Origin of the sequence: Sulfitobacter maritimus (genome assembly GCF_013346665.1) — a bacterium.
Taxonomy (GTDB): Bacteria; Pseudomonadota; Alphaproteobacteria; order Rhodobacterales; family Rhodobacteraceae; genus Sulfitobacter; species Sulfitobacter maritimus.
The window spans coordinates 631961-656531 of record NZ_JABVBB010000021.1 but is presented as its reverse complement, the minus strand read 5'-3'; the positions used below and the strand labels follow the sequence as shown (position 1 = coordinate 656531).

The following is a 24571-nucleotide window of genomic DNA, read 5'->3' as shown; positions in this document are numbered from 1 at the left end:
TCCGTTCCTCCTTTAGCCCTTCGCTTCGCCTAAATGGTCAGCCTTCTCCGCGCCGCGTTGGCCCATCGGCTCATCGGGGCCTACGGTGGTGTCATCGCGGGTCTGGGCTTCCATTTCTGAGTTCAACTCTGCCCCCAGCAAAACGATAAAGGCCGAAATCCACAGCCACATCAGCAGGATGATCGCGCCTGCCATACTGCCAAAGCTTTCGTTGTAGCTGCCGAAGTTGCTCACGTAGATCGAAAAGCCGACGGAGGCGACGATCCACAAGATACAGGCGAGCACCGAACCGGGGGTCAGCCACTTCCACTCCGCGTTGTCGCGGGCGGGGCCGTAGCGGTACAGGACCGCAAGCGCCAATACTGTCAGCATGGCCAGCAGGACCCAGCTGCCGTAGGACAGCAGCGATTCAATCCAACCCGGCAGCGCAAAGAAACTGACAACGGCGGGGATCGCCAAGGTGGCGCCCATGCCCAAGAGCAAAACGCCGATCAGCATGATGGTCAGCCCCAAGGTCCAGGCCATCTTCTTGATAAATCCGCGTGTTTCGTCTTCGTCATAAGCAACGTTCAGCCCCTCCATCAGGCTGCCGACCCCTTTAGAAGCGGAATAGAGCGCAAGCCCCAGACCGATGATAAAGGCCCAGCCAAGGCCGGTCTGTTCGGAGCCGGTAACAGCCACCGCTTGGTCGAGGATAATCTTGGCGGCCTCTTCGGGGATCATATCGGTGAGCGCGTCAAGCTGTTCGGTCACCTGCGCGGGCTCCATGACCAGACCGGCCAGAGCCATCAGCGCGGTAACGGCGGGGAAGATAGCCAGAAGCGCGTAAAAGGCCACTCCGGCGGCGACCAAGGACACGTGGTCTGCGGCGATTTCGTCTTTGACCCGGAAAAGGATGTCTTTCCAACCTTTTGCCGGAATTTCCGTCGGTGTTTCCGCACCCCGTCCTCGTGCCATAACCGCACCTCAAAATCCTTGGATATTCAAAATAGATTGGCCCGCCCCAAGGTGGGACGGGCCGAAAGGGCGTCAGCTTTTGACGTCACCCACATTTTGCTTGTCGGCCTCGCTCTTTGCCGCATCGGCGATGCGCTGGCCGCTTTCTTTGGCCTTTTTCACCGCCGCATCTGCTGCGGTTTCCTCGTCAGAGGCTGCGTCGGCCTGTTCCTTGGTCTCTTGCAAGACCTTGCCAGCTTCGTCCTTGGCCGCCTGAGCGACTTTGCCAAGCTTTTCACGCTCTTCCGCGTAGATGCGTTCGGCTTCATGGAAGAGCGCATCGCTGTGCTCACCTAGATAGGCATCTTCGGTCCGGCTGCGGGGCAGGGCGGCACCAAAGGCAGCACCTACGGCCAAAGCCAATGCACCGGCGACCAGCGGATGCTCTTCGAACATATCCGCCGCACGTTCACGGCCTTGGCTTGCGTAGCGACCGGAGGCGTTCCATGCGTCCATCGCACGGGCGCGAGCCATCACAATACGCTCACGTGCTTCGGCGCTCATGCTCTCGGTGCCTTCTGACAGGCGCTGGCGCAGTGCATGGGCGCGTTCGGTGGCCGCATTGGCACCTTCGCGGACGCTTCCGGCAGCACCGCTTGCGGTGTGGCGGATGCTGTCGACAGCAGAGCGGCCTCCGGCAGAAACACGGTCACGGGTATGACGCGCACCGCTTGCCATGGAAGAGCCTGCCGAGCGCACGCCGCTCGCCGCAGAACCAGCCGCACCTTTGACGCCACTTGCCGCAGAACCGGCAGCCCCTTTGACGCCGCTGGCCGCAGAGCGCGCACGATCGCCCATGCTGCGCCCGTCGTCATCGTCGTCGTGATGCACATCACGTGCCCAAGCCGGAACGTTGTCCTGCGACGTACGCTCGGAGCCGTAGCTCGACGCATAGGCGCTGGAAGGTGCGTTAGAGCGCGACGCGTTGCGCACAGCGGGGCGGTGATCGGTGTTTGTCACCGGCACCGGGGTAGGATGCGCACGATCACGGTCGAGCCCTTCATAGCCACGGCTGCTGCGGGTGTTATTACCGCTGCCGAACATCAACCACGCCAGACCAGCGCCTGTTAGCGCCAGAGCAACAGGGTTGCGCTTCGCCGCGTCAGAGACCGAGCGGCCCCAATCGCTGCCATGCTCACGGAACTGATCCGAAAACTGACGTGCGATGCCTTCGATAGAAAACCGATCTTGCAAGTCGTCTAAAGTGTCGGCCAAGCCTGCGCGTTCACGCTCGATCTCGCGTTCAATTTCTTCCGGATTTCTGGAGTCATTTGTCATCGTAAACCTCCTTCATGGTCTGCGCATCGCGCTTCACGTTCTTTGCAGTGCGGCTTGGCGCAAGGCTGCTGAGTTTCAGGTCGCTAGTGCCTTTGTTGGCCATCACATAGGCGACGATCGCCAGCAGGACGCCAACAATAAGCGCAGACCAACCGCCAGGGATGCCCGCTTCAGTTAGCGCGGCAACCAATGCGGCGCTCAACACGTTCAGCGCGGTCAATGCGACCACCACGGCGCCGACGATCATGCCGATGGCAATACCAGCGTGTTTCAGATTTTCGTTTACCTCTGCGCGGGCCAGATCGACCTCTTTGCGCATCAGCGAACTTACGTGGGAGAGTGCTTCGCTCAGCAGGCTCCCCGCAGATTTTTGTGTATCGGTATGTTCAGTGCTCATGACTTATCTCCCGTGACGACAGTTGGGGAAGCTGGGGTGGCGGTGGCACGGCTTGGCACAGTGCTGGGTGCGGTGCTGGACGTCGCGCTGGATGCTGTGCTGGGCGCGTTCGACGCTGGACGTGGCCCGGTACCGGTCATCGGACGGTCGATACGGTCGTCGTCGTCATATTCAACGCCAGAGGTGCCGCTGCCGGAACCGCCACGCGGTGTCTCGCTCGACGCTTTGGCAAAGCGGGTGGCGACAAAGCCCAGCAGAGCGGCCCCACCGAGGAAGACCATCGGGTTGCGTTTGGCAAAACCATTCAGGTCATCAACCATCTCGCGCAGATCCTTGTCGCGCATCGATTCCGACACGTCAGCAAGACCATCGGCCAACTGGCTAAAGCTGCGCTCTTGCGGCGATCCGCTGCGCAATTCATCGGCAGCAGTGCGCAGGGCAGACGCCACGCCTTTTACTTCATCCGCGGCGGTATCGCGGGCTTGGTAAGCGTAGTTTGTGGCTTCATTCGACAGAGTGTCGGCCACGTCGCGCGCTTGAGATTTTGCGGATTCGGCAGCACTGCTTGCAGCGGCCGCAGCCTTGTCCTTGGCGGCGCCAGCTTGCTCTTTTACCGAGCCGCTTTGCGTGTTAGGGGTTGTTGTGTTATCAGGCATGTTGACCTCCTTGTTCAAAAGACGAGATTCAGGATCGCGAGAACGACCACGATCAGGCCGATGAGGTAGAAAATTCCGTGCATGGGTCCCTCCGTTCGAAATTGCTATTGCTTTCTCTACGACCCAACGATTGACCGTGCAGGCGGTTCCGCCTGTTGGTACGAATGTAGAAATAAACCGTCGGACCCATCATTTTGCGCTGAGATTTCATGCAGATAATCGGCGTTTCCCGTTCAGAAAAACGCTCCGAACGCGACGCGGTGGTCTCTTGTTTTGCTGAAGGGGGGCAGGCGTGGCCGGTCGCGGCTGATGTAGACTAGATCAGCTCAGCGGCGATGAACGCGTGCTGATTTTCGCCGCTTCATCGTCATGCGCCTAAAGGGGTCGCGCGCGCCGGGGTGCCAGCGCGCGCGTAGGTTTTAGCCGTCGATACGCGATGCCATGATCGCGATGGCTTTTTGATAAACGCCTGCCGCGTTCCACTGTTGGATCACGCGGAAATTGGGTTGGCCTTCTTGATACCCCGCACCGGGTTGCCAGCCTTTCTGACGCAGGAAGTTGGCGGTTGAGGCGAGGGCGTCGGCTTCGCTATAGAAATCAACGCGCCCATCCCCATTGCCGTCCACACCATAGCGTAGCGCGTTGCCGGGGAGGAATTGCGTATGGCCAAGCTCACCATGTTTGGCGCCTTTGGTATTGGGCGTGATGGCCCCTCGGTCCACTAGTTTCAGCGCACCAATGGCATGTGGCACAAAGAAATCAGAGCGGCGGCAGTCATAGGCCAATGTGGTGATCGCCGAGACAACGGAACTGTCGCCCATAAAGCCGCCAAACCCGGTTTCCATACCGTGGATTGCCAGCAATACGCCTGCTGGCACGCCAAAGCGCTGCTCGAGAGACTGGTAGAAACCGGCATTGCGGGCTTTGCGCTTGCGTCCTTGGGCTACAATCGTGTCAGCACCGCGCACCTGCATAAATTTCGACAGGGAGTATTTGAACGACTTCTGATTACGGTCAGCCGCAATCGTTCCGTTCGCATAGCGCGCATTTGCAAGCGCGTTCAGCCCCCGTTGACCAACACCTGCGGCGCGGGCTTCCTGAGCGAAAGCGTTCTTCCACTGATCGAAGCCATTCGCGTTGTTGCCACATTGCGCGGCAAGCGCGGGACCGGCTGCAAAGGCGCAGATGGCCGCGGTGGTGGTAAAGAAAGTTCTTAGCATGGTTCTGACCCTCTGCGTTACTGTACCGCCAACAGGTTAGCCCGCTCGCGCAAAGGTTCAAACGAAGTTGTAGGAATGGTGCATAATTCTTTGCCAGCGGGGGCTTAGCGCAGCATTGCAAGCGCCCATTCAAGCCCCGGCATGGCCCATTCATAGGCTGGTGTATTGCCATCCCAAGCGAGGGCCGCGCCCCCCACCAACATGCTCATGCTCACCAGCACCACAAAGCCACCCGCCCGCGAGCCTGCGTGACCGCTGCGGCGCCGCGCCTTGCGCGCCCGCTTTTCGATCCGCGTGACGCGTTCTTGGAATGTGGTGGTCGATATCGGCATGAAGGGCGGTCCAAGGGCTAAAGGGTTTGCGTCAGGCGTCCAATGTGCCGAGCAGATGTGGCCAATTCGTGGCAAACCCGTGGCTGCGACGCGGTATCGCGAAAAAAATGCGGGGCAGAGGCGGCTATCCGGTCCCCGTACCCAGATACATCGACAGACCAAACCAAACCGCCGCAGCCGCTCCGACAAAGCCCAGCAGCATCAACAACCCATCGCGGTAGAGCAGACCCAACCCGAAAATCGAAACAGCAATCATGGGCGCGGAGGTGGCAAAAGGCACGAACTCCAAAGGTGGCACAATCAAAAGAATGCCCAGAATGACGAAACAGGCGATGCGCTGGCCCATACGTCCGGCAATGGGGGCCAGACGCTTGTGCAACTTGCTATCGATCCAATTTGAGACCGGTTTCAGCCACTCGACAGCCTTGATCACATGATCTGACTTAAGCGTACGTCGCCGCAGCCAATTGGGTAGCCAAAAATGCTCATACCCCAGCAAAAGCCGGATCACGATCGTCGCCAAGGTCAAAGCCAGCAGGGTCGGATAACCCGGCACGCCGCCCACAGGGGTGAGTTCGGTCAGGGGAAGCACGGCCAACGCAGGCCCGTAGCCGCGTTCGTCAAGCGCGTCGACCAAGGCGCCGACCTTCACCCGGTTCTGGCCTTCCGAGGCTTCTTTTAACTCTTCAATAACCTCGGTCAGCGCACCGGTATCATCATTCATATGCTCTACTCCCGCAGAGCCAACGCTGAATTCCGCCCTCTGTTCCGCGGGTTGGCAATTGGAGGAGTGAGAAAGCAAAAAGGGCGCGGCCAGTGCCACGCCCTTTCGATCTGTCTCAACCAGCCAAGCCGAAGCTCGGCGCGGGATCAGCAGCTATAGTACATGCCAAACTCAACCGGATGCGGTGTGGTCTCGTATTTGACGACCTCCTCCATCTTCAGCGCGATGTATCCCTCGATCTGGTCGCGGGTAAAGACATCACCGGCGAGCAGGTAGTCCATGTCACCGCTCAATTCTTCCAACGCTTCGCGCAGGGAGTGGGCAACGGTGGGGATGTTCTCCAACTCTTCGGCGGGCAGATCATAGAGGTTCTTGTCCATCGCCTCACCGGGGTCGATCTTGTTCTTGATCCCGTCAAGACCGGCCATTAGCAGGGCCGAGAACGCCAGATAGGGGTTCGCTGCTGGATCGGGGAAACGCGCCTCGACACGCTTTGCCTTGGGGCTTTCCGTCCATGGAATACGCACACAGCCCGACCGGTTACGGGCCGAATAGGCCCGCAGAACGGGGGCTTCAAAACCCGGCACCAAACGCTTGTAGCTGTTGGTGGTGGGGTTGGTGAAGGCGTTGAGCGATTTGGAATGTTTGAGAATGCCGCCAATAAACCACAGCGCCTCTTGGCTCAGGTCCGCGTATTTGTCGCCTGCAAAAAGCGGCTTGTTGTCTTTCCAGATCGACATGTTGACATGCATGCCAGAGCCGTTGTCGCCATAGATCGGCTTGGGCATGAAGGTCGCGGTTTTGCCATAGGCATGGGCCACGTTATGCACGACGTATTTGTACTTCTGCTGCTCGTCCGCCTGCTCGGTCAGACCGCCAAAGATCAGGCCGAGTTCATGCTGACAGGAGCCAACCTCGTGGTGGTGTTTGTCCACCTTCATGCCAAGGCGTTTCATGGTGGAAAGCATTTCGGCCCGCAGGTCTTGCGCCTCATCCACCGGGTTGACCGGGAAATAGCCGCCCTTCAGACCCGGACGGTGACCCATATTGCCCATCTCATAGTCGGTGTCCGTGTTCCACGACCCGTCAGAAGCATCAACTTCGTAAGACACTTTGTTGACTTTGTTGGAGAATTTCACGTCATCAAAGATAAAGAATTCAGCCTCAGGACCAAAGAAAGCCTGATCGCCAATGCCGCTTGATTTCAGGTAGGCCTCGGCTTTTTCGGCGGTGCCACGCGGGTCGCGCTCATAGGGCTCACCGGTGTCGGGCTCAACGATAGAGCAATGCACGCAGATCGTTGTTTCCGCGTAAAAGGGATCAACATAGGCGGTGCTGACATCGGGCATCAGTTTCATGTCGGAGGCTTCGATGCTTTTCCAACCAGCGATGGAAGAGCCGTCGAACATGAAGCCTTCTTCGAGGAAGTCCTCATCAACCAGATCGGAAACAATCGTCACGTGCTGCAACGTGCCGCGGGTGTCGGTGAAACGGATGTCGACATATTCGATGCCTTCATCCTTAACTTTGCTCAGGAATTCCTGATTGTTCATTTTTATGGTCCTTTTTGGGTCGTGTCTCTGCTCGCACCGAAAGGGGCGAGTTACAGCGCGTCGGAGCCGGATTCACCGGTTCGGATGCGGATTGTTTGCTCAATCGGGGAAACGAAAATCTTACCATCGCCGATTTTCTCAGTCTTGGCGGCATCCACGATCGCTTCGATCGCGGCGTCGACTTGGTCATCGTCCAGCACCACTTCGACCTTCACCTTGGGCAGAAAGTCGACGACATATTCGGCCCCGCGGTACAGTTCTGTGTGGCCCTTCTGGCGGCCAAAGCCTTTGACTTCGATCACGCTGAGGCCTTGCACACCGACGTCCTGAAGCGCCTCTTTGACCTCGTCCAGTTTGAACGGCTTAATGATGGCTTCGATCTTCTTCATGGTCATCCCCTGACGTTGCGCGCGCGGTTAGGCGTTGGCTTAGACATCTCATTCCCCCGCAGCTAGGTCCAGCGCGGGGCAGGGGGAAAGATGGGGCGAAGTTTCGGTTTGCCAAGCGCCGTCTGTTTTTTGCGCGGTGGTGCACAAAAAATAGGCAGAAGTGAAATATGGCCCGGCTGGCGGGCTGGTCCTTTCTGCCAAGCTCACTAGGTCTGGGCTATGGATATTTCACAGATTACCGCAGACACCCTTGACCTGTCTTTGCTGCGCAAGGGGGCCGGGCATAAATACGACCATGGTCACGCTCTGGTGCTGACCGGCGGGCCGGGACGGACCGGGGCGGCGCGACTGGCAGCGCGGGGTGCGCTGAGGATTGGCGCGGGAGCAGTTACCCTCGGCGTGCCGCCAGCCGCGCAATTAGAGGTCGCGACGCAGATCACGGCGGTAATGCTGCAACGCGTGGCCGATGGCACGGCTCTAACCGATCTGCTGAAAGACAGTCGCATTTCAGCCCTGTGCCTCGGGCCGGGGTTGGGCGTCGGGGAGCGCGCCAGCGAACTGGTCGCGGCAGCACTTGGGGCACCTCGGCTGGTGCTAGACGCGGATGCCATCACGATTCTGGCCCAAAATACTGCGCTGCGCGACAGACTCCATTCCGGCGCTGTACTGACCCCGCATGGCGGAGAGTTCGCACGGCTGGCCCCTGATTTGGCGGATTTGGCCGAACAGGACCGGCCAAACGCCAAAGCCGAAGCCACGCAGCAAGCCGCAATGCGGTTCGGCTGTGTCGTGCTGCTCAAAGGCCCGGAGACCGTTATCGCAGCGCCTGAGGGCAAGGTGCTGCGCCATTGCGCCACCGAAGACCGCGCCACCCCATGGTTGGCGACGGCCGGGGCGGGGGATGTTTTATCGGGTTTTATCACAGGGCTATTGGCGCGGGGGATCGCACCGCTGGATGCTGCGGCCCTTGCCACGTACCTTCACGCAGCGGCCGCGCGTCAGCACGGCCCCGGTCTGATTGCAGAGGATTTGCCAGAATTGCTACCGCAGGTACTACGGCAGTTAGGTATCTAGGCCGCGTGCAACACGTCGCCCCGCGCGCGCGCGGCGTCGGCGGTGCCAAGCTCCAACCCATCGGCGTAGATGATATGGGGCCCATCGCAGAAGATTTGCACCAGCGTGGTCTCAACCTCGCCCAGATCGGTGATGAATTCGCCATCCACCAAAGACCGCGCTGCAACCAGCGCACGTTCGGAGTGAAACAACGCACGCGCACGCCAGTCGCGCAAGAGCAGCATCTGATCGCCCGCCAAAGTCGCGTCGCGTTCAGGCCGGGTGTGGCCCAGCGAGCCGGCCGCAAGCGAAATGCGCCGCACCTTGCGGGTGCTGCGTTGCAGATGACAAATCTTGGCGATGCCGCTATCGCGGGTGATCAGCCGATCCCCAACAGATAGGTATTCAACCGGCATCTCACCGTCGAGCGTCAATATGATAGCGCCTTGAACCAAACCGGTATCAAGCGCGGCGTAGTGGGAAAACTGGCCCGCATGGCGATCTGTGCCGCCTACGCGCCCGACCGTATTCGGTTTCATGGGCGTCTCTTTCTAATGTACCTGCCTCAGGTATCGATCAACATAGGCGAAGATTACGTTAATGTCCTGTGTTTTTTGCTCTCGCATCTGCCCGCAGTCTTTGCTAATCAGCCCCAGTGTCTTGCAAGGCACAGTGCGGGTGTGGCGGAATTGGTAGACGCACCAGATTTAGGTTCTGGCGCCTATGGCGTGGGGGTTCGAGTCCCTTCACCCGCACCACTTTTCTTTTATATCGTTGTAATCGCTGCATTTTGTCGGTCCATCGCCCGATGTCATCTGCCGTGCGACGCCTCTTTTTGTGGGGGCGGGTGCGTTGGATGAATGTCTGCGCTGTCGCCTTCCGCGGCGGGGCGCAGCAGCCACCAAATCAATAAAATCCAAGGCAAAGGCGACAAGATAAACAGCCATCCCCAAGCCGCGCCAGAGCCCGGTTTGTCCCGTGTTTCCTTTTGCGCGTGATCTTCACCCGTCGGCAATGGAGCGGTCATCTGCGCACCAATCCCTTTCTTGGTGGTCGTCGCATGTTCCAGCTTTGCATGGGGAGTATAGCAGATTTTAGCCTCAGTTCCGACGCCTCATTCTGACAGCCGAAGCTGCCGTAGCCAAACGGCGACATTGCGCAGCACCTAGCCAAGGACAGAGAGCCAGAGCCAGACTGTCAGGATCGAGCTACTCGTCGCGATCAACACCGAGCTTGCGGCCACACGCCGGGCGCGGCCGTACATATTGGCGAAAATATAGGCGTTGAACCCCGGCGCCATCGCTGCGGTAAGCACGCCCGAGCGGAAGGCTGCCTGCGGTAGGTCTAATGCTGTGCCGAAGGTCCAGACCAATGCGGGATGCACCAGTAGCGCAATCGCACAGACCATCAAAATCGCCTTAATGTCCCCCTCGGGGCGGTATTGCAACAAGACCCCGCCAAGCGCAAAGAGCGCGGCGGGCAGGGCGGCCCGCACGATCAGCGACAGCGCATCATCCACCACACCGGGGATCGGCAGACCGCTTAGGTTCACCGCAAAACCGCCAAGGATCGCCAGAACCAAAGCATTGCGAAACATCGCACGGCTGACATTGCGCAGCACCATGCGGCGCGACTGGCCTCGGTTGCGAACAAACTCCATGACAGTAATCCCCAGCCCGTAGCAAAAGGGCGCGTGGAAGGACACGATGGCATAGTTTCCGGCCAGCGCATCACTGCCATAGGCTCGTTCGGTAATCGGCAGACCCAGCAGGATCGAGTTGGAGAACAAACAGCAAAACCCAATCGCTACGCTGTCCTCCCAATCGCGGCGAAACAGCACCCGCGCACCAAAAATGCCGAGCGCGAAACATAGCCCCGCGCCAGCGTAGAAACTGATCAGCAAGCGCGGGTCATAGCTGGTGGAAAGATCTATATTGGCAATGGCTTGGAACAGCAGGCAGGGGATGGCGAAATTCTGGGTGAATTTCATCACCCCATCGATGCCAGATACCGGAAAAAGCCCGCGCCAGACGGCAACATAGCCAAAGCCGATGACAAGAAAGACCGGCAGGATGACATCTAAAAGGGTTTGCACGAAAAGGAGCCTTCAAGCGGCGTGGTGGGGCGCGAGCTTGACCCGCTTAATAAGTTTCAGTGATCGGGAAATGCAGAGTGAGCCCGTCATAGGCCGGTTGAATATGATCCGGCACCTCGGCGGCGACGGTGCGGTAATCTAAATCGTTGTGCATATTGGTCAGGACGGCGGTCTCGGGCTTTGCCCGGTCGATCCAGTCCAAGGTCTGCGCAAGGTGGCTGTGGGTCGGATGCGGGTCACGGCGCAGGGCATCGACGATCCAACAGCGCAGCCCGTCCATCATCGGCCAGCAATCCTGCGGAATGTCAGAAACATCCGGCAGGTAGACGACATCCTCAAAGCGGAAACCAAGCGCGTCGATATTGCCGTGGGCCACGGTGAAGGGCGTAAAGCGCAGGGACCCGCCGGGACCGTCGATGGTGACATCCCCGGTAATCTCATGCAGGTCCAAGATCGGCGGGTAGCTGGACCATTCCGGCTGCACGAAAGCATAGCCGAAACGTTCCAACAATGCCGCGCGGGTGGGGGCATCCGCCCAGACCGGCAGCCGTGCGCGCATGTTGATGACGATCATCCGCAGATCGTCCAACCCATGGACATGGTCCGCGTGAGAATGGGTGTAGATCACCGCGTCAAGCCGCCCCACGCCCGCATCAAGCAACTGGCAGCGCATGTCTGGTGAGGTGTCGATCAGCACGGTGGTCGTGCCGTTCTCGGTCACCCGTTCCACCAAGATCGAACAGCGCCGCCGGTTGTTCTTGGGCTCATGGGGATCACAGGCCCCCCAATGCCCCCCCAGCCGTGGCACGCCACCCGAAGAGCCGCTGCCCAATATGGTGACGCGCAACTCGGCCATTAGCTCTTGCCCTGCCACTCAGCGGCCTTGGAAAAGAGTCGTTCAAAGTTAGCCTGCGTGTGCGCGGCAAAATCAGCGTACTCAAGACCAAAAGTCTCAGCCGCGCGGCGGGCGGTATGGGCGGTAAAGGCGGGCTCATTCGGCTTGCCGCGATGGGGCGGCGGGGCGAGGTAGGGCGCGTCGGTTTCCACCAAAATACGGTCGAGCGGGGCGGCGGCAAAAATGTCGCGCAGTTCCTGCGATTTGGGAAAAGCAGTGATGCCGGACATCGACAGGTAAAACCCCAGATCAAGTGCGGCGCGGGCCAGTTCGGCCGAGGACGAAAAACAGTGCATGACGCAGCTATAGGCGCCGTTGTTATGCTCCTCGCGCAGGATGCGGGCCATGTCCTCATCTGCGTCTCGAGCGTGGATAATCAGGGGCAGGCCGCTCTCGCGAGCTGCAGCGATATGGATGCGCAGGGAGGTCTTTTGCACCTCAGCGCTCTCGGCGGTGTAATGGTAATCAAGACCCGTCTCACCGATGCCCACCATCTTGGGGTTGCGGGTGAGGGCGAGCAATTCGTCGACGCTGGCCAGCGGCTCTTCAGCGGCAGACATCGGATGGGTGCCGGCGGCATAGAACACCGGGGCATGCGCTTCGGCAATGGCACGGACGTTTGGTTCGTTCTTCAGCCGGGTGCAAATCGTGACCATGCGCGTCACGCCAGCGTCAGCCGCGCGGGCGATGACACCGGGCAGGTCAGCGGCAAGGCTCTCGAAATCGAGGTGGCAATGGCTGTCGGTGATTTGGGGCGTGTCGGTCATGCTGTCCTTTCGGCTATCTTGGCGCCGTCTGGCCTATCTGCCGCAGGGTATCTAGGACCAGCGCGGCAGGGTCAAGGTTCACTGCCAGCCCATGGCGGGCGCGGTCGGATATCTGCTGCGCCGCATCGGCCCAAGCGCGCCCCTGCGCCGGGCTGGGGGAGAGGCGTTGCAACACGGCGATCTCATCGGCGCAGGCAGGTTGCGCGGGCGGTGCACCGGTGGCCCCGGTGCGGGCCAGACGCACCAGCAACAGGTCAAGCAGGGTAAAGAGCAGGTCGAGTTTGGCTTCCCCGCCACGCTGAGCGGCGGCTTCGGCTAGTTTGATGGCGCGGCCCCGGTCCATCTGTGGCAGCGAGGACAGCAGGCTTACCAAATCGGCATAGGTGCGCACCCCGCCCATCAGAGACAGCCGCAGCGCCCCGCCGACCGAGCCGCCGGAAAGTTCGGCCAGCGCGGCAGGGTCGGCGTCGACTTCCACCCCGGACCCGGCCAGCGCCTCGGCCATCTGATCCGCGTTCAGGGTGCTAAGCCGCAATGTACGGCAACGCGAGCGGATGGTGGGCAGGAGACTGGAAGGCTGGTGGCTGAGCAGCAGCAGGATGGCCCGCTCAGGCGGCTCTTCCAACATCTTGAGCAGCGCGTTGGCGGCATTGGGGTTCATCTCATCCGCGTCGTCGATAATGACCACGCGGCGGCCCCCGTCGGCGGCGGACATCTGGAAAAAGCCGTTGAGCGCACGGATGTCGTCCACCACGATCTGCTTGCGCATCTTCTTGGTGTCGGGGTTGATCGTGCGGGTGACAGATTTCAACCCGGCCTCGGCCCCAGCCGCCACACGACGGGCAACCGGGTGTTCGGGGTCGATGTCGAGCGTGTCGGCCTTGGGCATGTCAAACATCCCGCCGTCGTCGGGGTCCGGCGTCGCCAGCAGAAAGCGCGCAATGCGCCAAGCGAGCGTGGCCTTGCCGACACCGCGCGGGCCGGTCAGCATCCACGCGTGGTGCAATTTGCCACTGTTAAAGGCGTCAAGGAATGCCGCTTCTGCCGCAGTCTGGCCGATCAACTTCGGCGTGTCGCGCGGGTGGCGTGCACCTTCTACGCGGTCGGGCTGGGGGGCGTCATCTGTCATGGCATCGGTCTAGCATGTTTCACCGCTAAGGGAAGCGGGCAGGGCGCGTGGATTACCCCAATCGCGCCGATACAGTCGCGGTCACATCGCGGGCCACGCTGTCAATATCGCGGCCCCCGTCGATCACGTGGAAACGGTCGCTAAACTCTTCAGCGAGGTTAAGGAAACCGCTGCGCATCTTCGCTTGTAACTCAACGCCGAAATCCTCGAACCGCTCCTCGGCGGTCTGGCGCGAAAGGGCGCGTTCAAGACCGTGGGCCGGGTCCATGTCGATTAGGATCGTCAGGTCAGGCTCCACCCCAATCATCAGGCGGTGCAGATCGTCGACCATCTGCCGCAGGTCACCGCGCGACAGACCTTGATACATCCGCGTGCTGTCAGCGAAACGGTCGCAGATCACCACCTTACCGGCGTCAAGCGCAGGGCGAATGGTGCGCTCTAAATGATCGCGCCGTGCGGCGGTGAAAAGCAGGATTTCGGTCTGTGCCGACCAACGGTCCGGATCGCCCTGCAAGACCAAGGCACGGATTTCCTCTGCACCGGGGCTGCCCCCCGGTTCGCGGGTCAACACAACGTCGTGGCCCTGCGCTGTCAGATGCTCTGCCAAAAGCCGCGCTTGGGTGGATTTGCCGGAGCCGTCGATCCCCTCGAATGTGATAAACAGACCCGCTTGGCGAGCCTTTGCGTCACGGCTCACGAAGCTGCTTCGGCTTCGGCTTCAGGGGCAGGGGCCGCGCCCTGCGGTCCGGCGTTCAGACGGTTCATAAGATGCATCGCAGCAGCGGTCATCTTGACCATAAAGCCGCCCGGCGCAACAGAGGCAGAGGCCACCAGCGGCACCCGCAGCGCAGGCAATTCACCCCGGTCCACGACCAATTCTGCCAGTTCCGCCCCTTTGCTAATCGGCGCGTGGAACGGGCCGGTATAGATCACCTCCGCCTCAACCTCATCGCCGCCCGTCACAGGCACCAGCATCTCCAGATCGTCCTTCAGTTCAAGCCCCACCGACTGCGCGGTGCCAAGTGCCACCGGCGCCTGAGCAATCTGCGTGCCTGCCTTGCCCAATTCACGCTGCGTGAATTGGCGGAAGGCCCAGTTCACCACCGATTCCGCCTCTTGTGCGCGGATGGCGGCGCTGTCGAGACCGGAGAGCACAAAGATCACCCGGCGGTCGCCCTGTTTGGCCGAGCCGACAAGCCCATAGCCAGCCTCTGCCGTGTGGCCGGTCTTGAGGCCATCTGCGCCAATGTTCAGGCCCAACAGCGGGTTGCGGTTGGATTTGTTCTGCGGGGCGCGCCCGTCAAAGGCGAACTCCCGCTCGGCGAAGAGCGGATAGAACTGCGGGAAGTCCGTGATGATCCGATTGGCCAGCAGCCCCAGATCCCGCACGGACATCAGATGCCCCGCCTGCGGCCAGCCGTTGGAATTGGCAAAGGTCGAATTGGTCATCCCCATTTGCTGCGCGCGCTGTGTCATCAGCCGCGCGAAACCGTATTCCGTGCCATCGGGGCTCAGCGCCTCAGCGATCACGGCGCTTGCGTCATTGCCAGACAGCACAATGATCCCGCGGATCAGGTCTTCGACCGACACACGGTCGGTGGTGTCCAGAAACATCGTCGAGCCGCCATAAGACATCGCGTGCTCCGAGACGGGCAGCTTCTCAACCAGATCAAGCCCGCCGTTCTGCTTGCCGCGCTCCACCGCCTCAAACGCCATATAAAGCGTCATCAGCTTGGACATCGACGCAGGCGGCAGCGGCTCATCGGCGTTTTTTGCGAGCAGGACAGTGCCGGTGGTTTGGTCAAGCACATAGGCCGCCGTGGCGCGTGTGTCGAACGCGTCGGCGGGCTGGAGTGTCAGTAACAGCGCCACGGCAGCGGCGAATAGGCGGATCATGGCGTTTCCTCCGGTAGGATCAATTCGACACGGCGTAGGCATCGGTAAAGCCTTCGGCCTTCACCGCTTTGAGCAGACTGTCGCGTTCGGATTTGCTGGTGGCGGGGCCGATCACGACGCGCCAGAAGGGTTTGTTGTTAATCTCGCTGCGTTTCACCGTGGGCACCATGCCCGCGCTTCGCATTTGTTTTGCGGTGCGGGTGGCATTGGCCTCAACACTGAAAATGCCCAACTGGATATAGGGCTTGGCCAGCTTGGCCGCGGCGGGACGCGACGGTTTTGGCGCGGCGGGGGCTTTCGGCTTGGCGACCGGGGCGGCAGCGGGCTTGGCCACAGGTTCAAGCGCTGTCGCAGTGACCGGTGCCGGGGCCGAGAGATCGCTCGTATCGGTGGTGGCGGGGGTGCTTTCTGCGTCATCGGCCACAGTTTCCGCAGCGGCCGCGGTTTCCTCACGGCGCAGGGCCGTAACATTAAGCGGCGTAGGCGCGCCGGCGAGAATGCCCAGTGCAGCAGCGGCATCGGATGAGATTTGCAACTTCGGCCCCGGCAGTTCCCGCTCGCGGCGGAACAGCGCACCGATCACGAATTTGCCATTGGCCTCATTGCGCACGATCACCCGCTCAGGCTCCGTCACATCAGGATGCGCCACCCAGACCCCGCCGAGCGAGGGCCGCCCGTCCCAAAGACCATCTTCTGTCGCAGAAAAGACCTCGGGGGCTTCAACATCGCGCTCAACCAATTTGGTCGAGGTGCTTTGCACCGCGCCGGGGTTTTTCTTGTCGCCGAAAGGAAGGCTGAAATCGCCCCCTTCGCAGCCTGCCAAAGCCGCCATCGCCAAAATGCTCACACCCATTAGTGCTGCGCGACCTTTGTTAAAGCGCAACGGTTGATTGTCCCTGCTCATGCCCATGCTGTCCTTGCCTGCTGTCGTCGCGCCATCGCGACCCGTTCCCGCGAGAATCCCGCGCCGTTGGTTCGGCACGTCCCAGACCCCTCTGAAAGGGGTTTTGCGGCACAGTAACCCGGCTGAACCCGCTTTGCAAAGAGGGCGAAGCTGGGATCGGCAAAATTTCCCCACGCCCGTAGGTTAAGATTTTGGACGAAATCGGCATTTGCCGAATCAAGCGCAGCGTTCTAGGAGGAGCGGGCTGCGGAGGAGTGGCAGAGTGGTCGAATGCACCGGTCTTGAAAACCGGCGTGCGTGAGAGCGTACCGTGGGTTCGAATCCCACCTCCTCCGCCAGCCTTCTCAGAAAAACTAAGACGTATCATTTGCATGATGTGAGAGATCCTCAGTCAGCCGCCTTTCGGCTTGGTACTGCCCATGTCATCCGTTCTGGCGTACCCAACCGAAGACGGATCCTGATATCGCAGCGCTTGGCTAGCTACCGCCACGCCGCGCATACCAGTCGCTCACAGCAAGGTTGCACGAAACAGACAGAAACCGCGAGCGATCAGAGAGCCGCCGAGCCTCACGCCCCAGCGGTACGCGCTATTCTTTACACGAGTTGTAAAACTTGCACCCCCATTGTCCATCTGGGTCTGGAAACCACAAATTGGGGAGGGAAAAGTTCTGCACTGACATGTGACTGTTGTGCGGCTGCCATAGCATTCCAGCTGCGAGCATTGAGGCTATCGAGAATGCCAGACCCGACAGGATATTCGTCCAAGTGGATGCGGTCATGTCCTTATCTCCATGTTGAATTTCAAGCTATTAGGAAGCGAATGGCACATAGAGCTTCGGCCAGCTCCTAAGAAACGAAGCAGAAACGGCGCGCCATTTCGGATAGCGCGAGGCGTCTGTTGTAACTTGATAGAACGTTGGAGTTGCGACGTAGGCCGGGTTGGCAATTCTGTCTGCTCTAATGAAACTATAGGCATAAAACGTCGATTTTTGCAAGCTGCAAGCCGCCCTTGGCGGAAGGCCTCTGCGCATTGGCTTGTCAGAAATGCGCGAGCGCTTTGGTGCCCCATCGGGCGGATGAGAAACTATAGAACCCTAACCGGCGCTTTACCTGAGCACTGGCAGGCCACTAACCGCCACCACCAACCCAACGGGCCAAGGTGTCAACGCCCTTCCACAGCCCAAGCGACAACAGCGCGAGCACGATCAGGCTGGCGAACATCAAATCCGTCTGACCGCGCCCATTTGCCAACAGCATCAAATGTCCCAGACCGCGCGAGGAGCCGACCCATTCGCCGATCAACACCGCCAGAGGCCCATAAACCACCGCCAGTCGCAGACCGGACATGAGCCCCGGCAAGGCGTAGGGAAGACGCAGCAGAAATGTTTCGCGCAACCGCTGTGCGCCGCTGAGTTGGGCCAGATCCCGCAGACCGCGGGGCAGGGCCATCAGTTGGTCAAAAAGCGCCGAGGCGATGGGGAAATAGGTCACCAGCGCGATGGTCACGACCTTAGAGGGCATGCCGTAGCCCAGCCAAAGCGTCAGCACCGGGGCCAGCGCGAAGATGGGCACAGATTGCGCTGCCACCAAGACGGGCCGCAAAAGCCAGCGCGCCCGGCGTGACATGGCCAAGAGCAAGGCTGTCTCGACCCCGAGAAACAGTCCGATCGCCAGCCCAAGGGCCAAGTTTCCCGCAGACCAAAGCGCGTTTTGCCACAGCAAACTCGCGTTGGACCATAGAGCGGACCCAACCCGCAGGGGGCCGGGGAGGATAAAGGGCGGCACCGCGCTCAAACTTACGATTGCCTGCCAAATCAGCAGCGCAACAGCGAGGCTAAGCCCATAGCGCCCAAGCCGGTTGCCTGCATGCCGCATCACGCGGGCACCTGTGTGGCGCAGCGTTTCAATTCGCGCGAGAGGATGGCTTGCGCGGCGAGCGTCTCTTCTGCTTCGGCGGCGCGGGGCGGCAGGCTTGAGGGCAAAGAACAAGGCACAATCCCAGCCTGTGTTGCGATCCATGCGTGATGGGCGAGACGGGCGGCCTCTGCCGGATCATGGGTGATCAGAACCACAGTGCGGCCCGCGAGCAGACGCGCTGCCAGATCCTGCATGTGGTGACGTGTCAGCACGTCCAAGGCGGAAAAGGGTTCGTCCAGCAGCACGATGGGGCGATCTTCGTAAAGCGTGCGGGCCAGAATGACCCGTTGACGTTGTCCTGCCGACAGTTGGGCCGGACGACGTTGTGCCTGCGCGGCAAGGCCAACTTCTGCCAGCAAAGCCCGTCCGCGCTGAAGGTCTGGCCGCGCCCCGCGCAGACGCGCTCCGATAACGACATTGGCCAGAGCATCGGCCCAAGGCAGCAACTGGTCATCCTGCGCCATCATCGCCACGCGCGGCGCGAGTGCTGCGCCGTCGGTCGCGGTAATCTCGCCCGTTAGCCGCGCCGCACAGGGCAAATCTGCGATCAGCCGCAGCAAGGACGTTTTCCCCACGCCTGACGGGCCCAGAAGGACGTTCCACTGTCCCGCCGCGAAGGTGGCATCGAACTGTGCGATCAAAGGGCCCGCCGGACCTTCCAGACGTCCCGAGATATGTAATGCCGGGGCGGTCATTGTATGCAGAACGTTCTGGCGTTGCCGCACAGGCGGATGTTCACTGTGGCCCGCCTAAACCAAAGCGGCACCGCAGTGGGGAGGCGGTGCATCACCCCTCCAGCCGCTAGCGCGACCAGCTTGCTGCCAAAGGTTTCGCCACATGTAGGCGTCTTCATTTCCCCACCGGCGCGGTCACATCCACCACAAGATCAGCCGCAGGGATCGTGCTATCAACGGTACCGCTCGACAGCAAAAAGGCTTCGAACCGGTCATAGCGCCCATGATCTACGGCGGCAGGACGGGTTGCGAACCGAGGCCAAGTATCTTCCCAAGCGCGGATGTTGAGCGGGTTGCGCAGCTGTGCGTCCGAGGCAAAGAAGGTCTCGCCACTGCCGGCAGGATCATTGATAATGTCAGCCGTCGCGCGTTCTGTCGCCGCGAGGAAACGCGCGATGCGGTCGCGGTCCATTCCTTTTGCATCGGCAATATAAATTAATTCATCATAGGCCGGAACGCCTTCAGCCTCGGGGTAAAAGCAACGGCCTTCGTGGCCTTCAAGAGCCATTTGGTTCAGCTCGAAATTGCGAAACGCACCGATGACCCCGTCGACCTGACCGGACATGAGGGCCGGCGTGATAGACCACCCGATGTTGATCTGCTCAACCTCGGCGGGGTCGACGTCACTGTGGCTTAGCATGGCGTCCAGCAGCATTTCCTGCACCCCCGCCACGGCAAAGCCCACCCGGCGCCCTGCCAGATCGGCCAGAGTTTGCACCGGCCCGTCAGCCCGAACCACAAGACAGGTAAGCGGGGTCTCTATCAACGTCCCAACGCGGCGCAGGTCAAGGCCTTCGCGTTGCGACAGATGCAACTCAGGTTGATAGGACAGGGCAAGATCGACCTGCCCGGCGGCCACCATACGCGGGGGGGCATTGGGGTCTGACGGGGTAACAATCTCGACCTCTAACCCCGCGTCAGCAAAATAGCCGCGCTCTTCGGCCAGAACGATCGGTCCGTGGTCTGGATTGATGAACCAGTCGAGCATGACAGTCATCTTATCCTGCGCCAGCGCGGGGGCCGCGAAGAGCGTAAGGGCGAGGGGGGCAAGGATTTTTTTCAAGGGATGGCTCCAATAGTCACTGTGTTTGAGAAAGCGTTAGGCACCGGGCAGGGCGAGCAGGGCGATCTCGCCCGGCCAGCGGGTGCGGAGGGCGGTGGCCGCGTGATGGGCGCGCAGACCGGTGCGGCAGGCGAGCACGATACGCGACGTATCAGGCGGCAGCGGCAGCTGCGCCAACGCGTCGGGCGGGACATGGCAGGCCTGAGCGGTAAAGGGGGCGGGGGCTTCGGCCCGCAGGTCGATCACCAGATCGGACGAAGTAATCTGGCTTTCGGCGATGAAAGGCGCGTGCGTTTCAGGCTCGGGCGCGCTGTCAAAACGGAAGCCTGACATGCGCCACTTCGCGGCGTCCCAGATCATCAACTGTCCGAGCGGCGAGGGCGACAGCCCCAGCAATACCGAAAGCGCCATCTGCGTCTGCGCCGCGCCAATCAATCCCACCACCGGCCCCAAGACACCCGCCGTGGCACAGGTGGCCGCCGTCTGTGGCAGGTCAGGGAAAACCGCGCGAAGAGAGGGGGCAGCCCCGCAGAAGCCGCCAACATAGCCCGACAGTCCAAGCGCGGAGGCAGAGATCAGTGGCTTGCCCGCCACCCGCGCCGCGTCCGACAATGTCAGGCTGGCGGCAAAGGTATCTGCACAGTCGAGCACGATGTCACATTCCGCCATCAACGCGGGTGCATTGGCGGGGGTGAGCCATTCGGCGCGGGGCATGACCGTCACTTCGGGGTTCAGCGCCGCCATCGCTCCGGCCGCGGCGGTGACTTTGGGCCTGTCAATATCGCTCATCCGGTAGAGCGGCTGGCGGTGCAGGTTGCTGATCGCGACCACGTCACCATCGACCAGCGTGATCTGCCCAACACCGGCCCTAACACCGACCCCCGCCCCCACGAGGTATTGCAGCACCGGCACCGCCAAAGCCCCGGCACCGACGACCAAGACCCGCGCCGCCGCCAACCGCGCTTGTCCGTCCGCGCCGACCTCTGGCAGAATGGTCTGGCGGGCATAGCGGCTCATGCCGTCACCTTAAGCCATTCGCGCATCCGCGCTTCGGGGTCTGCATTCAGCGTAATATCCGTGACCGCCGCCACCGTGTCTGCTCCGGCGGCAAAGGCACCGGGCGCACGGGCGACGCTCATCCCGCCAATGGCGCAAAGCGGGATGTCCCCGATCCGCGCCTTCCATTCGGTCAGCCGATCAAGCCCCTGTTCGGTCCATTTCATCTTTTTCAGGATCGTCGGATAAACCGGACCAAGCGCGATGTAATCGGGGGCGAGAGTCAGCGCACGGTCAAGCTCCGCGTGGTCATGGGTCGAGAGGCCCAGCTTCAACCCCACCCGGCGGATTGCGACGATGTCGGCTGTGTCCAGATCCTCTTGGCCCAGATGCAGCCAATCAGCCCCCAGATCGATCGCCAGTTCCCAGTGATCATTCACCACGAGCATCGCTCCGTGCTGGCGGCAGAGGTCGAGAGCAGTGGTGATTTCCCGGCGCAGCACGTCTTGAGACGCGTCCTTGATGCGCAGTTGCACCAGCCTGACGCCCAAAGGCACCGCCCGCGCGATCCATGCAGCGCTGTCGAAAATGGGATAAAAACGTGGGAGGGTCATAGCCAAGCCTTTCCGATCACAGGGGTGGAGGGCACGGCCATGTCGCGCTGGCCCATGGGGCCGGATGCGGCGGCGAGCGCGCCTGCGCGGCAGGCCAGTGCGAAGGCCTCGGCCATGGCAGCGGGGTCTTCGGCCTCGGCCACGGCGGTGTTCAGCAGCACCGCGTCAAACCCCATCTCCAACGCCTGCGCGGCATGGCTGGGCAGGCCGAGGCCCGCGTCGATTACCATCGCCACATCTGGAAAGGCCGCGCGTAGGCTGCGCAGCCCATGCAGGTTGTTCAGCCCCAGCCCCGAGCCAATCGGCGCGCCCCATGGCATCAGCACCCGGCAGCCTGCATCGACCAGCCGCGCGGCCAAGATCTGATCCTCGGTGGTATAGGGAAAGACCTCGAACCCATCGGCGCAGAGCACTTCGGCAGCCTCGATAAGGCCGAAAGGATCGGGTTGCAATGTGTCGGCATGGCCGATCACTTCGAGCTTGATCCAATTTGTCTCGAAATACTCCCGCGCCATCTGCGCGGTGGTGATTGCCTCGCGCGCCGAATGGCAGCCGGCGGTGTTGGGCAGCAGGTGCACGCCCAAGCCCCGCACCATGTCCCAAAACGCCTGTCCCGCCCCCTGTTCGCGGCGCAGCGAAACGGTGGCAACCGGTGCGGCGCTTTGACGAAAGGCGGCTTCCATCACCGCAGGCGACGGGTAGCGCGCGGTGCCCAGCATCAGCGGCAGGGGCAGGGAAACGCCGTAGAAGTCGCGCATCGCTCAGCCCCCCTGCATGGCGCTGAGCACTTCGAGCCTGTCGCCATCGCTTAGCATGGTCTCGCCCCGCGCACCTGCCGGGACAAAGCTGCCGTTAAGCGCCGTAGCGACTTTCGCCGCGCCCCAACCAAGTTCTACCAATGCCGCGTCAAGCTGCGGGGCAGCGACTTCACGCGCCTCGCCATTCACTTCAATCTTCACGGAATAGATCCCCCGTTGCCGCTGTTGCTAGAAACTCTGCCGCCTGTTCGGCCAAAGCCGGAGCCATGAGAAACCCGTGCCGAAACAAACCGTTAAGGTGCAGCGTGGTGCCACGTTGCACGATGCCGGGCAGGTTGTTTGCGAATGCGGGGCGCAGGTTGGCCCCCATCTCGATGATCTCGCCTTCGGCAAAACGCGGGTCGAGCGCATAGGCCGCCGAGAGCAATTCCAGCGCCGAGCGGGCGGTTATTTTGGCGCGGCTCGCGCTCTCAATCTGGGTGGCGCCGAGCATGTAGATACCGTCACCGCGCGGCACCACGTAAAGCGGGTGGCGCGGGTGCAGCAGGCGGATCGGGCGGGTGAGGGTGATCTCTGGTGCACGCAGCAGGATCATCTCGCCGCGCACGGCACGCAGACCGGGCAGAGCGTCGCTGGCGGCCATGCCGCGGCAGTCGATCGCCGGGCCTGCGATTTCCGACGGGGCGAGAAATGTGGTCTCGATTTCCACCCCCTGTGCGGCGAGCGTTTGGGTCAGATCATGCAGCGCTTGGCGGGGGTTCAGATGCGCTTCTTCGGCAAAGAACAAACCGCGCCGGTGGCGGGGGGCAAAGTCGGGCTCAAGAGTGGCGATGGCTTCGGCGTCACAGATGCTATGGCCTTCTGTCCGGGCGGCAAAGCGCTGCAATTCCGCGCGGTCGCGTTCGGGGGCGAGGACCAGCGTACCCTTGTGCGTGACCTCGGTGACCTCTCTCCACAGCGCCGCGGCGCGTCGACCATGTGTTACCACCGCAGGCTCGCTCAGCGCCCCTTCGCAGAAGGGCGCCAGCATGCCGCCCGCCCACCACGAACAGCCATGCGGCCCGGGCGTGCCTTTGCGGTCAATGAGCCGAGGCCGCAGCCCCTGCGCCAGACAAGCCCGCGCGGCCCAGAGCCCTGCCACGCCCGCGCCGATGATGGTGACGTCACTCATGCGACCAAACGCCATGAAAATGGTGCACCGGGCCGTGGCCGCTGCCGATGTTGAGGGTGTTTGCTGCGGCAATGGCGCGTTGCAGATAGGCATGGGCGGCTTCCACCGCCTGTGGCAAAGGCAGCCCCCGCGCCAGACCCGCGGCAATGGCGGCAGAGAGCGTGCAGCCGGTGCCATGGGTGTTCGCGGTCTGCTGGCGTGGCGCGGCAAGACGCAGGGTTTCCTCTGCCGTAATCAGCAGGTCGACGCAGACTTCGCCCTTGCCATGCCCGCCCTTCATCAGCACCGCGCCGGGACCGGCAGAGAGCAGGGCGCGGCCTTGCTCCAACATGCTGGCCTCGTCTGTGGCCTCCGGCTTGCCGAGCAGCCGAGCGGCCTCGGGCAGGTTCGGCGTCAGCACATGGGCGAGGGGCAACATCCGGTCGCGCAGGGTCGCTACCGCCTCGGTCGAAAGCAGCGCATCGCCGGATTTCGCCACCATCACCGGGTCGAGCACGACAGGCGCAGGGCAGCCCGCCAACCCATCGGCCACGGCATTGATTGTTTCAGGATCGCCTAACATCCCGATTTTGACCGCGCTGATCTTCAGATCATCGAACACCGCCGCCATCTGCGCACGGATCATCGCAGGCGCGATCATCGCAACCCCGGTCACCGCGCGGGTGTTCTGGGCGGTCACGGCAGTGAGCACGCTTGCCCCGTAGACGTCAAGCGCGCTGAAGGTCTTGAGATCGGCCTGAATCCCCGCCCCGCCGCCGCTGTCAGAGCCCGCAATCGTCAGTGCTTGAAACGCCATATGGCCCCCATTCGTCAGATGGGCCAAGGGCGTGTGGATACGGGATAAACGACGGGCCGCATAGGGCCGATGCTTGCTTCCGTTCCCTACGCCGGTACGACCCGGATCAGGTTCGATGGGTCGGTTTTCACCTCTCAGCCTTGCGGCACCCCAACGGATTGCCGGCAGGCTAGCGAGGGGCGTTCATAGGGTCAACAGCAGTTAATGGAATTATTTCTTATTAAGGTAATTCAGTTGG

The 24571-nt window shown here is 61.6% G+C and carries 27 protein-coding genes, 2 tRNA genes and 1 riboswitch; of the genes, 3 read left to right on the top strand and 26 right to left on the bottom strand.

All coding sequences use genetic code 11. From position 1 onward, the window contains the following. Positions 1 to 12 precede the first annotated feature (12 nt). The 9 genes from HTT03_RS05205 to HTT03_RS05165 all read right to left on the bottom strand — a co-directional run bounded on the left by HTT03_RS05205 (position 13) and on the right by HTT03_RS05165 (position 7545). Positions 13 to 957: a YihY/virulence factor BrkB family protein gene (locus tag HTT03_RS05205; protein ID WP_174858790.1), complete on the bottom strand. Its 945-nt coding sequence runs from the start codon at positions 955 to 957 to the stop codon at positions 13 to 15. Between the two features lie 72 nt (positions 958 to 1029). After that, positions 1030 to 2274, bottom strand: coding sequence for a DUF3618 domain-containing protein (locus HTT03_RS05200; protein ID WP_174858789.1), 1245 nt, complete (start codon positions 2272 to 2274; stop codon positions 1030 to 1032). Continuing rightward, the gene (locus HTT03_RS05195) at positions 2264 to 2671 is read right to left on the bottom strand and encodes a phage holin family protein (protein ID WP_174858788.1); all 408 of its coding nucleotides are present in this window, start codon (positions 2669 to 2671) and stop codon (positions 2264 to 2266) included. Before HTT03_RS05195 ends, HTT03_RS05200 begins: the two co-directional genes overlap by 11 nt. Then, positions 2668 to 3327, bottom strand: a complete 660-nt coding sequence (locus HTT03_RS05190) for a hypothetical protein (RefSeq protein WP_174858787.1) — start codon at positions 3325 to 3327, stop codon at positions 2668 to 2670. Before HTT03_RS05190 ends, HTT03_RS05195 begins: the two co-directional genes overlap by 4 nt. A 419-nt stretch (positions 3328 to 3746) precedes the next feature. Continuing rightward, positions 3747 to 4547 (bottom strand): lytic murein transglycosylase, encoded by an 801-nt coding sequence (locus tag HTT03_RS05185; protein ID WP_174858786.1) that lies wholly within the window; start codon positions 4545 to 4547, stop codon positions 3747 to 3749. A 104-nt stretch (positions 4548 to 4651) separates the two neighbouring features. After that, on the bottom strand, positions 4652 to 4879 hold the full coding sequence (locus HTT03_RS05180) for a hypothetical protein (protein ID WP_174858785.1): 228 nt from the start codon (positions 4877 to 4879) through the stop codon (positions 4652 to 4654). A 124-nt stretch (positions 4880 to 5003) separates the two neighbouring features. After that, on the bottom strand, positions 5004 to 5603 hold the full coding sequence (locus HTT03_RS05175; protein WP_174858784.1) for an exopolysaccharide biosynthesis protein: 600 nt from the start codon (positions 5601 to 5603) through the stop codon (positions 5004 to 5006). Between the two features lie 146 nt (positions 5604 to 5749). Next, positions 5750 to 7156 (bottom strand): type I glutamate--ammonia ligase, encoded by a 1407-nt coding sequence (gene glnA, locus HTT03_RS05170; protein ID WP_174858783.1) that lies wholly within the window; start codon positions 7154 to 7156, stop codon positions 5750 to 5752. Positions 7157 to 7206: 50 nt separating this feature from the next. Next, the gene (locus HTT03_RS05165) at positions 7207 to 7545 is read right to left on the bottom strand and encodes a P-II family nitrogen regulator (protein WP_174858782.1); all 339 of its coding nucleotides are present in this window, start codon (positions 7543 to 7545) and stop codon (positions 7207 to 7209) included. A gap of 219 nt (positions 7546 to 7764) precedes the next feature. On the opposite strand from HTT03_RS05165, the gene HTT03_RS05160 reads away from it, so the two are divergent. Further along, positions 7765 to 8619 carry an NAD(P)H-hydrate dehydratase gene (locus HTT03_RS05160; protein WP_174858781.1) on the top strand — a complete coding sequence of 285 codons (855 nt, stop codon included), beginning with the start codon at positions 7765 to 7767 and terminating at the stop codon, positions 8617 to 8619. Here the strand turns inward: HTT03_RS05160 and HTT03_RS05155 are convergent. After that, positions 8616 to 9137: a Hint domain-containing protein gene (locus HTT03_RS05155; protein WP_174858780.1), complete on the bottom strand. Its 522-nt coding sequence runs from the start codon at positions 9135 to 9137 to the stop codon at positions 8616 to 8618. The two genes, HTT03_RS05160 and HTT03_RS05155, sit on opposite strands and share 4 nt — an antisense overlap. A 135-nt stretch (positions 9138 to 9272) precedes the next feature. Between HTT03_RS05155 and HTT03_RS05150 the strand changes: the two genes are divergently transcribed. Then, positions 9273 to 9356: transfer RNA gene (locus HTT03_RS05150), tRNA-Leu, on the top strand. Between the two features lie 407 nt (positions 9357 to 9763). On the opposite strand, the gene HTT03_RS05145 is transcribed toward HTT03_RS05150, so the two are convergent. The 7 genes from HTT03_RS05145 to HTT03_RS05115 are packed head-to-tail and all read right to left on the bottom strand — an operon-like array spanning position 9764 to position 16284. Beyond that, positions 9764 to 10693, bottom strand: a complete 930-nt coding sequence (locus HTT03_RS05145; protein ID WP_174858779.1) for an AEC family transporter — start codon at positions 10691 to 10693, stop codon at positions 9764 to 9766. Positions 10694 to 10739: 46 nt separating this feature from the next. Next, positions 10740 to 11549, bottom strand: coding sequence for an MBL fold metallo-hydrolase (locus HTT03_RS05140; protein WP_174858778.1), 810 nt, complete (start codon positions 11547 to 11549; stop codon positions 10740 to 10742). Further along, entirely contained in the window at positions 11549 to 12355 is an 807-nt protein-coding gene (locus HTT03_RS05135; protein WP_174858777.1) for a TatD family hydrolase, read from the bottom strand. Before HTT03_RS05135 ends, HTT03_RS05140 begins: the two co-directional genes overlap by 1 nt. Positions 12356 to 12368: 13 nt before the next feature. Beyond that, the gene (locus HTT03_RS05130) at positions 12369 to 13484 is read right to left on the bottom strand and encodes a DNA polymerase III subunit delta' (protein ID WP_174858776.1); all 1116 of its coding nucleotides are present in this window, start codon (positions 13482 to 13484) and stop codon (positions 12369 to 12371) included. Between the two features lie 52 nt (positions 13485 to 13536). Beyond that, positions 13537 to 14181: a dTMP kinase gene (gene tmk / locus HTT03_RS05125; protein ID WP_174858775.1), complete on the bottom strand. Its 645-nt coding sequence runs from the start codon at positions 14179 to 14181 to the stop codon at positions 13537 to 13539. Continuing rightward, positions 14178 to 15380, bottom strand: a complete 1203-nt coding sequence (locus tag HTT03_RS05120) for a D-alanyl-D-alanine carboxypeptidase family protein (RefSeq protein ID WP_174858774.1) — start codon at positions 15378 to 15380, stop codon at positions 14178 to 14180. The genes tmk and HTT03_RS05120 overlap by 4 nt, the downstream gene beginning before the upstream one ends. Before the next feature lie 19 nt (positions 15381 to 15399). Then, positions 15400 to 16284 carry an SPOR domain-containing protein gene (locus tag HTT03_RS05115; RefSeq protein WP_174858773.1) on the bottom strand — a complete coding sequence of 295 codons (885 nt, stop codon included), beginning with the start codon at positions 16282 to 16284 and terminating at the stop codon, positions 15400 to 15402. Positions 16285 to 16532: 248 nt separating this feature from the next. Between HTT03_RS05115 and HTT03_RS05110 the strand changes: the two genes are divergently transcribed. Further along, positions 16533 to 16622, top strand: a tRNA-Ser gene (locus tag HTT03_RS05110). Between the two features lie 790 nt (positions 16623 to 17412). Here the strand turns inward: HTT03_RS05110 and HTT03_RS05105 are convergent. The 9 genes from HTT03_RS05105 to thiD all read right to left on the bottom strand — a co-directional run bounded on the left by HTT03_RS05105 (position 17413) and on the right by thiD (position 24333). Continuing rightward, positions 17413 to 18159 carry an ABC transporter permease gene (locus HTT03_RS05105; RefSeq protein ID WP_174858991.1) on the bottom strand — a complete coding sequence of 249 codons (747 nt, stop codon included), beginning with the start codon at positions 18157 to 18159 and terminating at the stop codon, positions 17413 to 17415. Next, positions 18159 to 18842, bottom strand: a complete 684-nt coding sequence (locus tag HTT03_RS05100; protein WP_246253347.1) for an ABC transporter ATP-binding protein — start codon at positions 18840 to 18842, stop codon at positions 18159 to 18161. The genes HTT03_RS05105 and HTT03_RS05100 overlap by 1 nt, the downstream gene beginning before the upstream one ends. Positions 18843 to 19050: 208 nt before the next feature. Further along, a complete protein-coding gene (locus HTT03_RS05095; RefSeq protein WP_174858771.1) occupies positions 19051 to 19998 on the bottom strand; it encodes an ABC transporter substrate-binding protein in 948 nt (315 codons plus the stop codon). A gap of 36 nt (positions 19999 to 20034) precedes the next feature. After that, on the bottom strand, positions 20035 to 21015 hold the full coding sequence (locus HTT03_RS05090; protein WP_174858770.1) for a HesA/MoeB/ThiF family protein: 981 nt from the start codon (positions 21013 to 21015) through the stop codon (positions 20035 to 20037). Continuing rightward, positions 21012 to 21608 (bottom strand): thiamine phosphate synthase, encoded by a 597-nt coding sequence (locus tag HTT03_RS05085; RefSeq protein WP_174858769.1) that lies wholly within the window; start codon positions 21606 to 21608, stop codon positions 21012 to 21014. The genes HTT03_RS05090 and HTT03_RS05085 overlap by 4 nt, the downstream gene beginning before the upstream one ends. Continuing rightward, a complete protein-coding gene (locus HTT03_RS05080; RefSeq protein WP_174858768.1) occupies positions 21605 to 22366 on the bottom strand; it encodes a thiazole synthase in 762 nt (253 codons plus the stop codon). Before HTT03_RS05080 ends, HTT03_RS05085 begins: the two co-directional genes overlap by 4 nt. A gap of 3 nt (positions 22367 to 22369) precedes the next feature. Beyond that, positions 22370 to 22567: a sulfur carrier protein ThiS gene (thiS, locus tag HTT03_RS05075; RefSeq protein ID WP_174858767.1), complete on the bottom strand. Its 198-nt coding sequence runs from the start codon at positions 22565 to 22567 to the stop codon at positions 22370 to 22372. Beyond that, a complete protein-coding gene (locus HTT03_RS05070) occupies positions 22557 to 23537 on the bottom strand; it encodes an FAD-dependent oxidoreductase (protein WP_174858766.1) in 981 nt (326 codons plus the stop codon). The genes thiS and HTT03_RS05070 overlap by 11 nt, the downstream gene beginning before the upstream one ends. After that, complete coding sequence (thiD, locus tag HTT03_RS05065) at positions 23530 to 24333, bottom strand: bifunctional hydroxymethylpyrimidine kinase/phosphomethylpyrimidine kinase (RefSeq protein ID WP_174858765.1); 804 nt, start codon at positions 24331 to 24333, stop codon at positions 23530 to 23532. The genes HTT03_RS05070 and thiD overlap by 8 nt, the downstream gene beginning before the upstream one ends. Before the next feature lie 66 nt (positions 24334 to 24399). Next, positions 24400 to 24496: riboswitch (TPP riboswitch) on the bottom strand. Positions 24497 to 24571: the final 75 nt, after the last annotated feature.

What these genes read in the sequence shown, in the direction of transcription:
- HTT03_RS05205 (WP_174858790.1), bottom strand. Translation starts at nt 957, where the DNA reads ATGGCACGAGGACGGGGTGCGGAAACACCGACGGAAATTCCGGCAAAA.
- HTT03_RS05200 (WP_174858789.1), bottom strand. Translation starts at nt 2,274, where the DNA reads ATGACAAATGACTCCAGAAATCCGGAAGAAATTGAACGCGAGATCGAG.
- HTT03_RS05195 (WP_174858788.1), bottom strand. Translation starts at nt 2,671, where the DNA reads ATGAGCACTGAACATACCGATACACAAAAATCTGCGGGGAGCCTGCTG.
- HTT03_RS05190 (WP_174858787.1), bottom strand. Translation starts at nt 3,327, where the DNA reads ATGCCTGATAACACAACAACCCCTAACACGCAAAGCGGCTCGGTAAAA.
- HTT03_RS05185 (WP_174858786.1), bottom strand. Translation starts at nt 4,547, where the DNA reads ATGCTAAGAACTTTCTTTACCACCACCGCGGCCATCTGCGCCTTTGCA.
- HTT03_RS05180 (WP_174858785.1), bottom strand. Translation starts at nt 4,879, where the DNA reads ATGCCGATATCGACCACCACATTCCAAGAACGCGTCACGCGGATCGAA.
- HTT03_RS05175 (WP_174858784.1), bottom strand. Translation starts at nt 5,603, where the DNA reads ATGAATGATGATACCGGTGCGCTGACCGAGGTTATTGAAGAGTTAAAA.
- glnA (WP_174858783.1), bottom strand. Translation starts at nt 7,156, where the DNA reads ATGAACAATCAGGAATTCCTGAGCAAAGTTAAGGATGAAGGCATCGAA.
- HTT03_RS05165 (WP_174858782.1), bottom strand. Translation starts at nt 7,545, where the DNA reads ATGAAGAAGATCGAAGCCATCATTAAGCCGTTCAAACTGGACGAGGTC.
- HTT03_RS05160 (WP_174858781.1), top strand. Translation starts at nt 7,765, where the DNA reads ATGGATATTTCACAGATTACCGCAGACACCCTTGACCTGTCTTTGCTG.
- HTT03_RS05155 (WP_174858780.1), bottom strand. Translation starts at nt 9,137, where the DNA reads ATGAAACCGAATACGGTCGGGCGCGTAGGCGGCACAGATCGCCATGCG.
- HTT03_RS05140 (WP_174858778.1), bottom strand. Translation starts at nt 11,549, where the DNA reads ATGGCCGAGTTGCGCGTCACCATATTGGGCAGCGGCTCTTCGGGTGGC.
- HTT03_RS05135 (WP_174858777.1), bottom strand. Translation starts at nt 12,355, where the DNA reads ATGACCGACACGCCCCAAATCACCGACAGCCATTGCCACCTCGATTTC.
- HTT03_RS05130 (WP_174858776.1), bottom strand. Translation starts at nt 13,484, where the DNA reads ATGACAGATGACGCCCCCCAGCCCGACCGCGTAGAAGGTGCACGCCAC.
- HTT03_RS05120 (WP_174858774.1), bottom strand. Translation starts at nt 15,380, where the DNA reads ATGATCCGCCTATTCGCCGCTGCCGTGGCGCTGTTACTGACACTCCAG.
- HTT03_RS05115 (WP_174858773.1), bottom strand. Translation starts at nt 16,284, where the DNA reads ATGAGCAGGGACAATCAACCGTTGCGCTTTAACAAAGGTCGCGCAGCA.
- HTT03_RS05105 (WP_174858991.1), bottom strand. Translation starts at nt 18,159, where the DNA reads ATGCGGCATGCAGGCAACCGGCTTGGGCGCTATGGGCTTAGCCTCGCT.
- HTT03_RS05090 (WP_174858770.1), bottom strand. Translation starts at nt 21,015, where the DNA reads ATGAGCCGCTATGCCCGCCAGACCATTCTGCCAGAGGTCGGCGCGGAC.
- HTT03_RS05085 (WP_174858769.1), bottom strand. Translation starts at nt 21,608, where the DNA reads ATGACCCTCCCACGTTTTTATCCCATTTTCGACAGCGCTGCATGGATC.
- HTT03_RS05080 (WP_174858768.1), bottom strand. Translation starts at nt 22,366, where the DNA reads ATGCGCGACTTCTACGGCGTTTCCCTGCCCCTGCCGCTGATGCTGGGC.
- HTT03_RS05070 (WP_174858766.1), bottom strand. Translation starts at nt 23,537, where the DNA reads ATGAGTGACGTCACCATCATCGGCGCGGGCGTGGCAGGGCTCTGGGCC.
- thiD (WP_174858765.1), bottom strand. Translation starts at nt 24,333, where the DNA reads ATGGCGTTTCAAGCACTGACGATTGCGGGCTCTGACAGCGGCGGCGGG.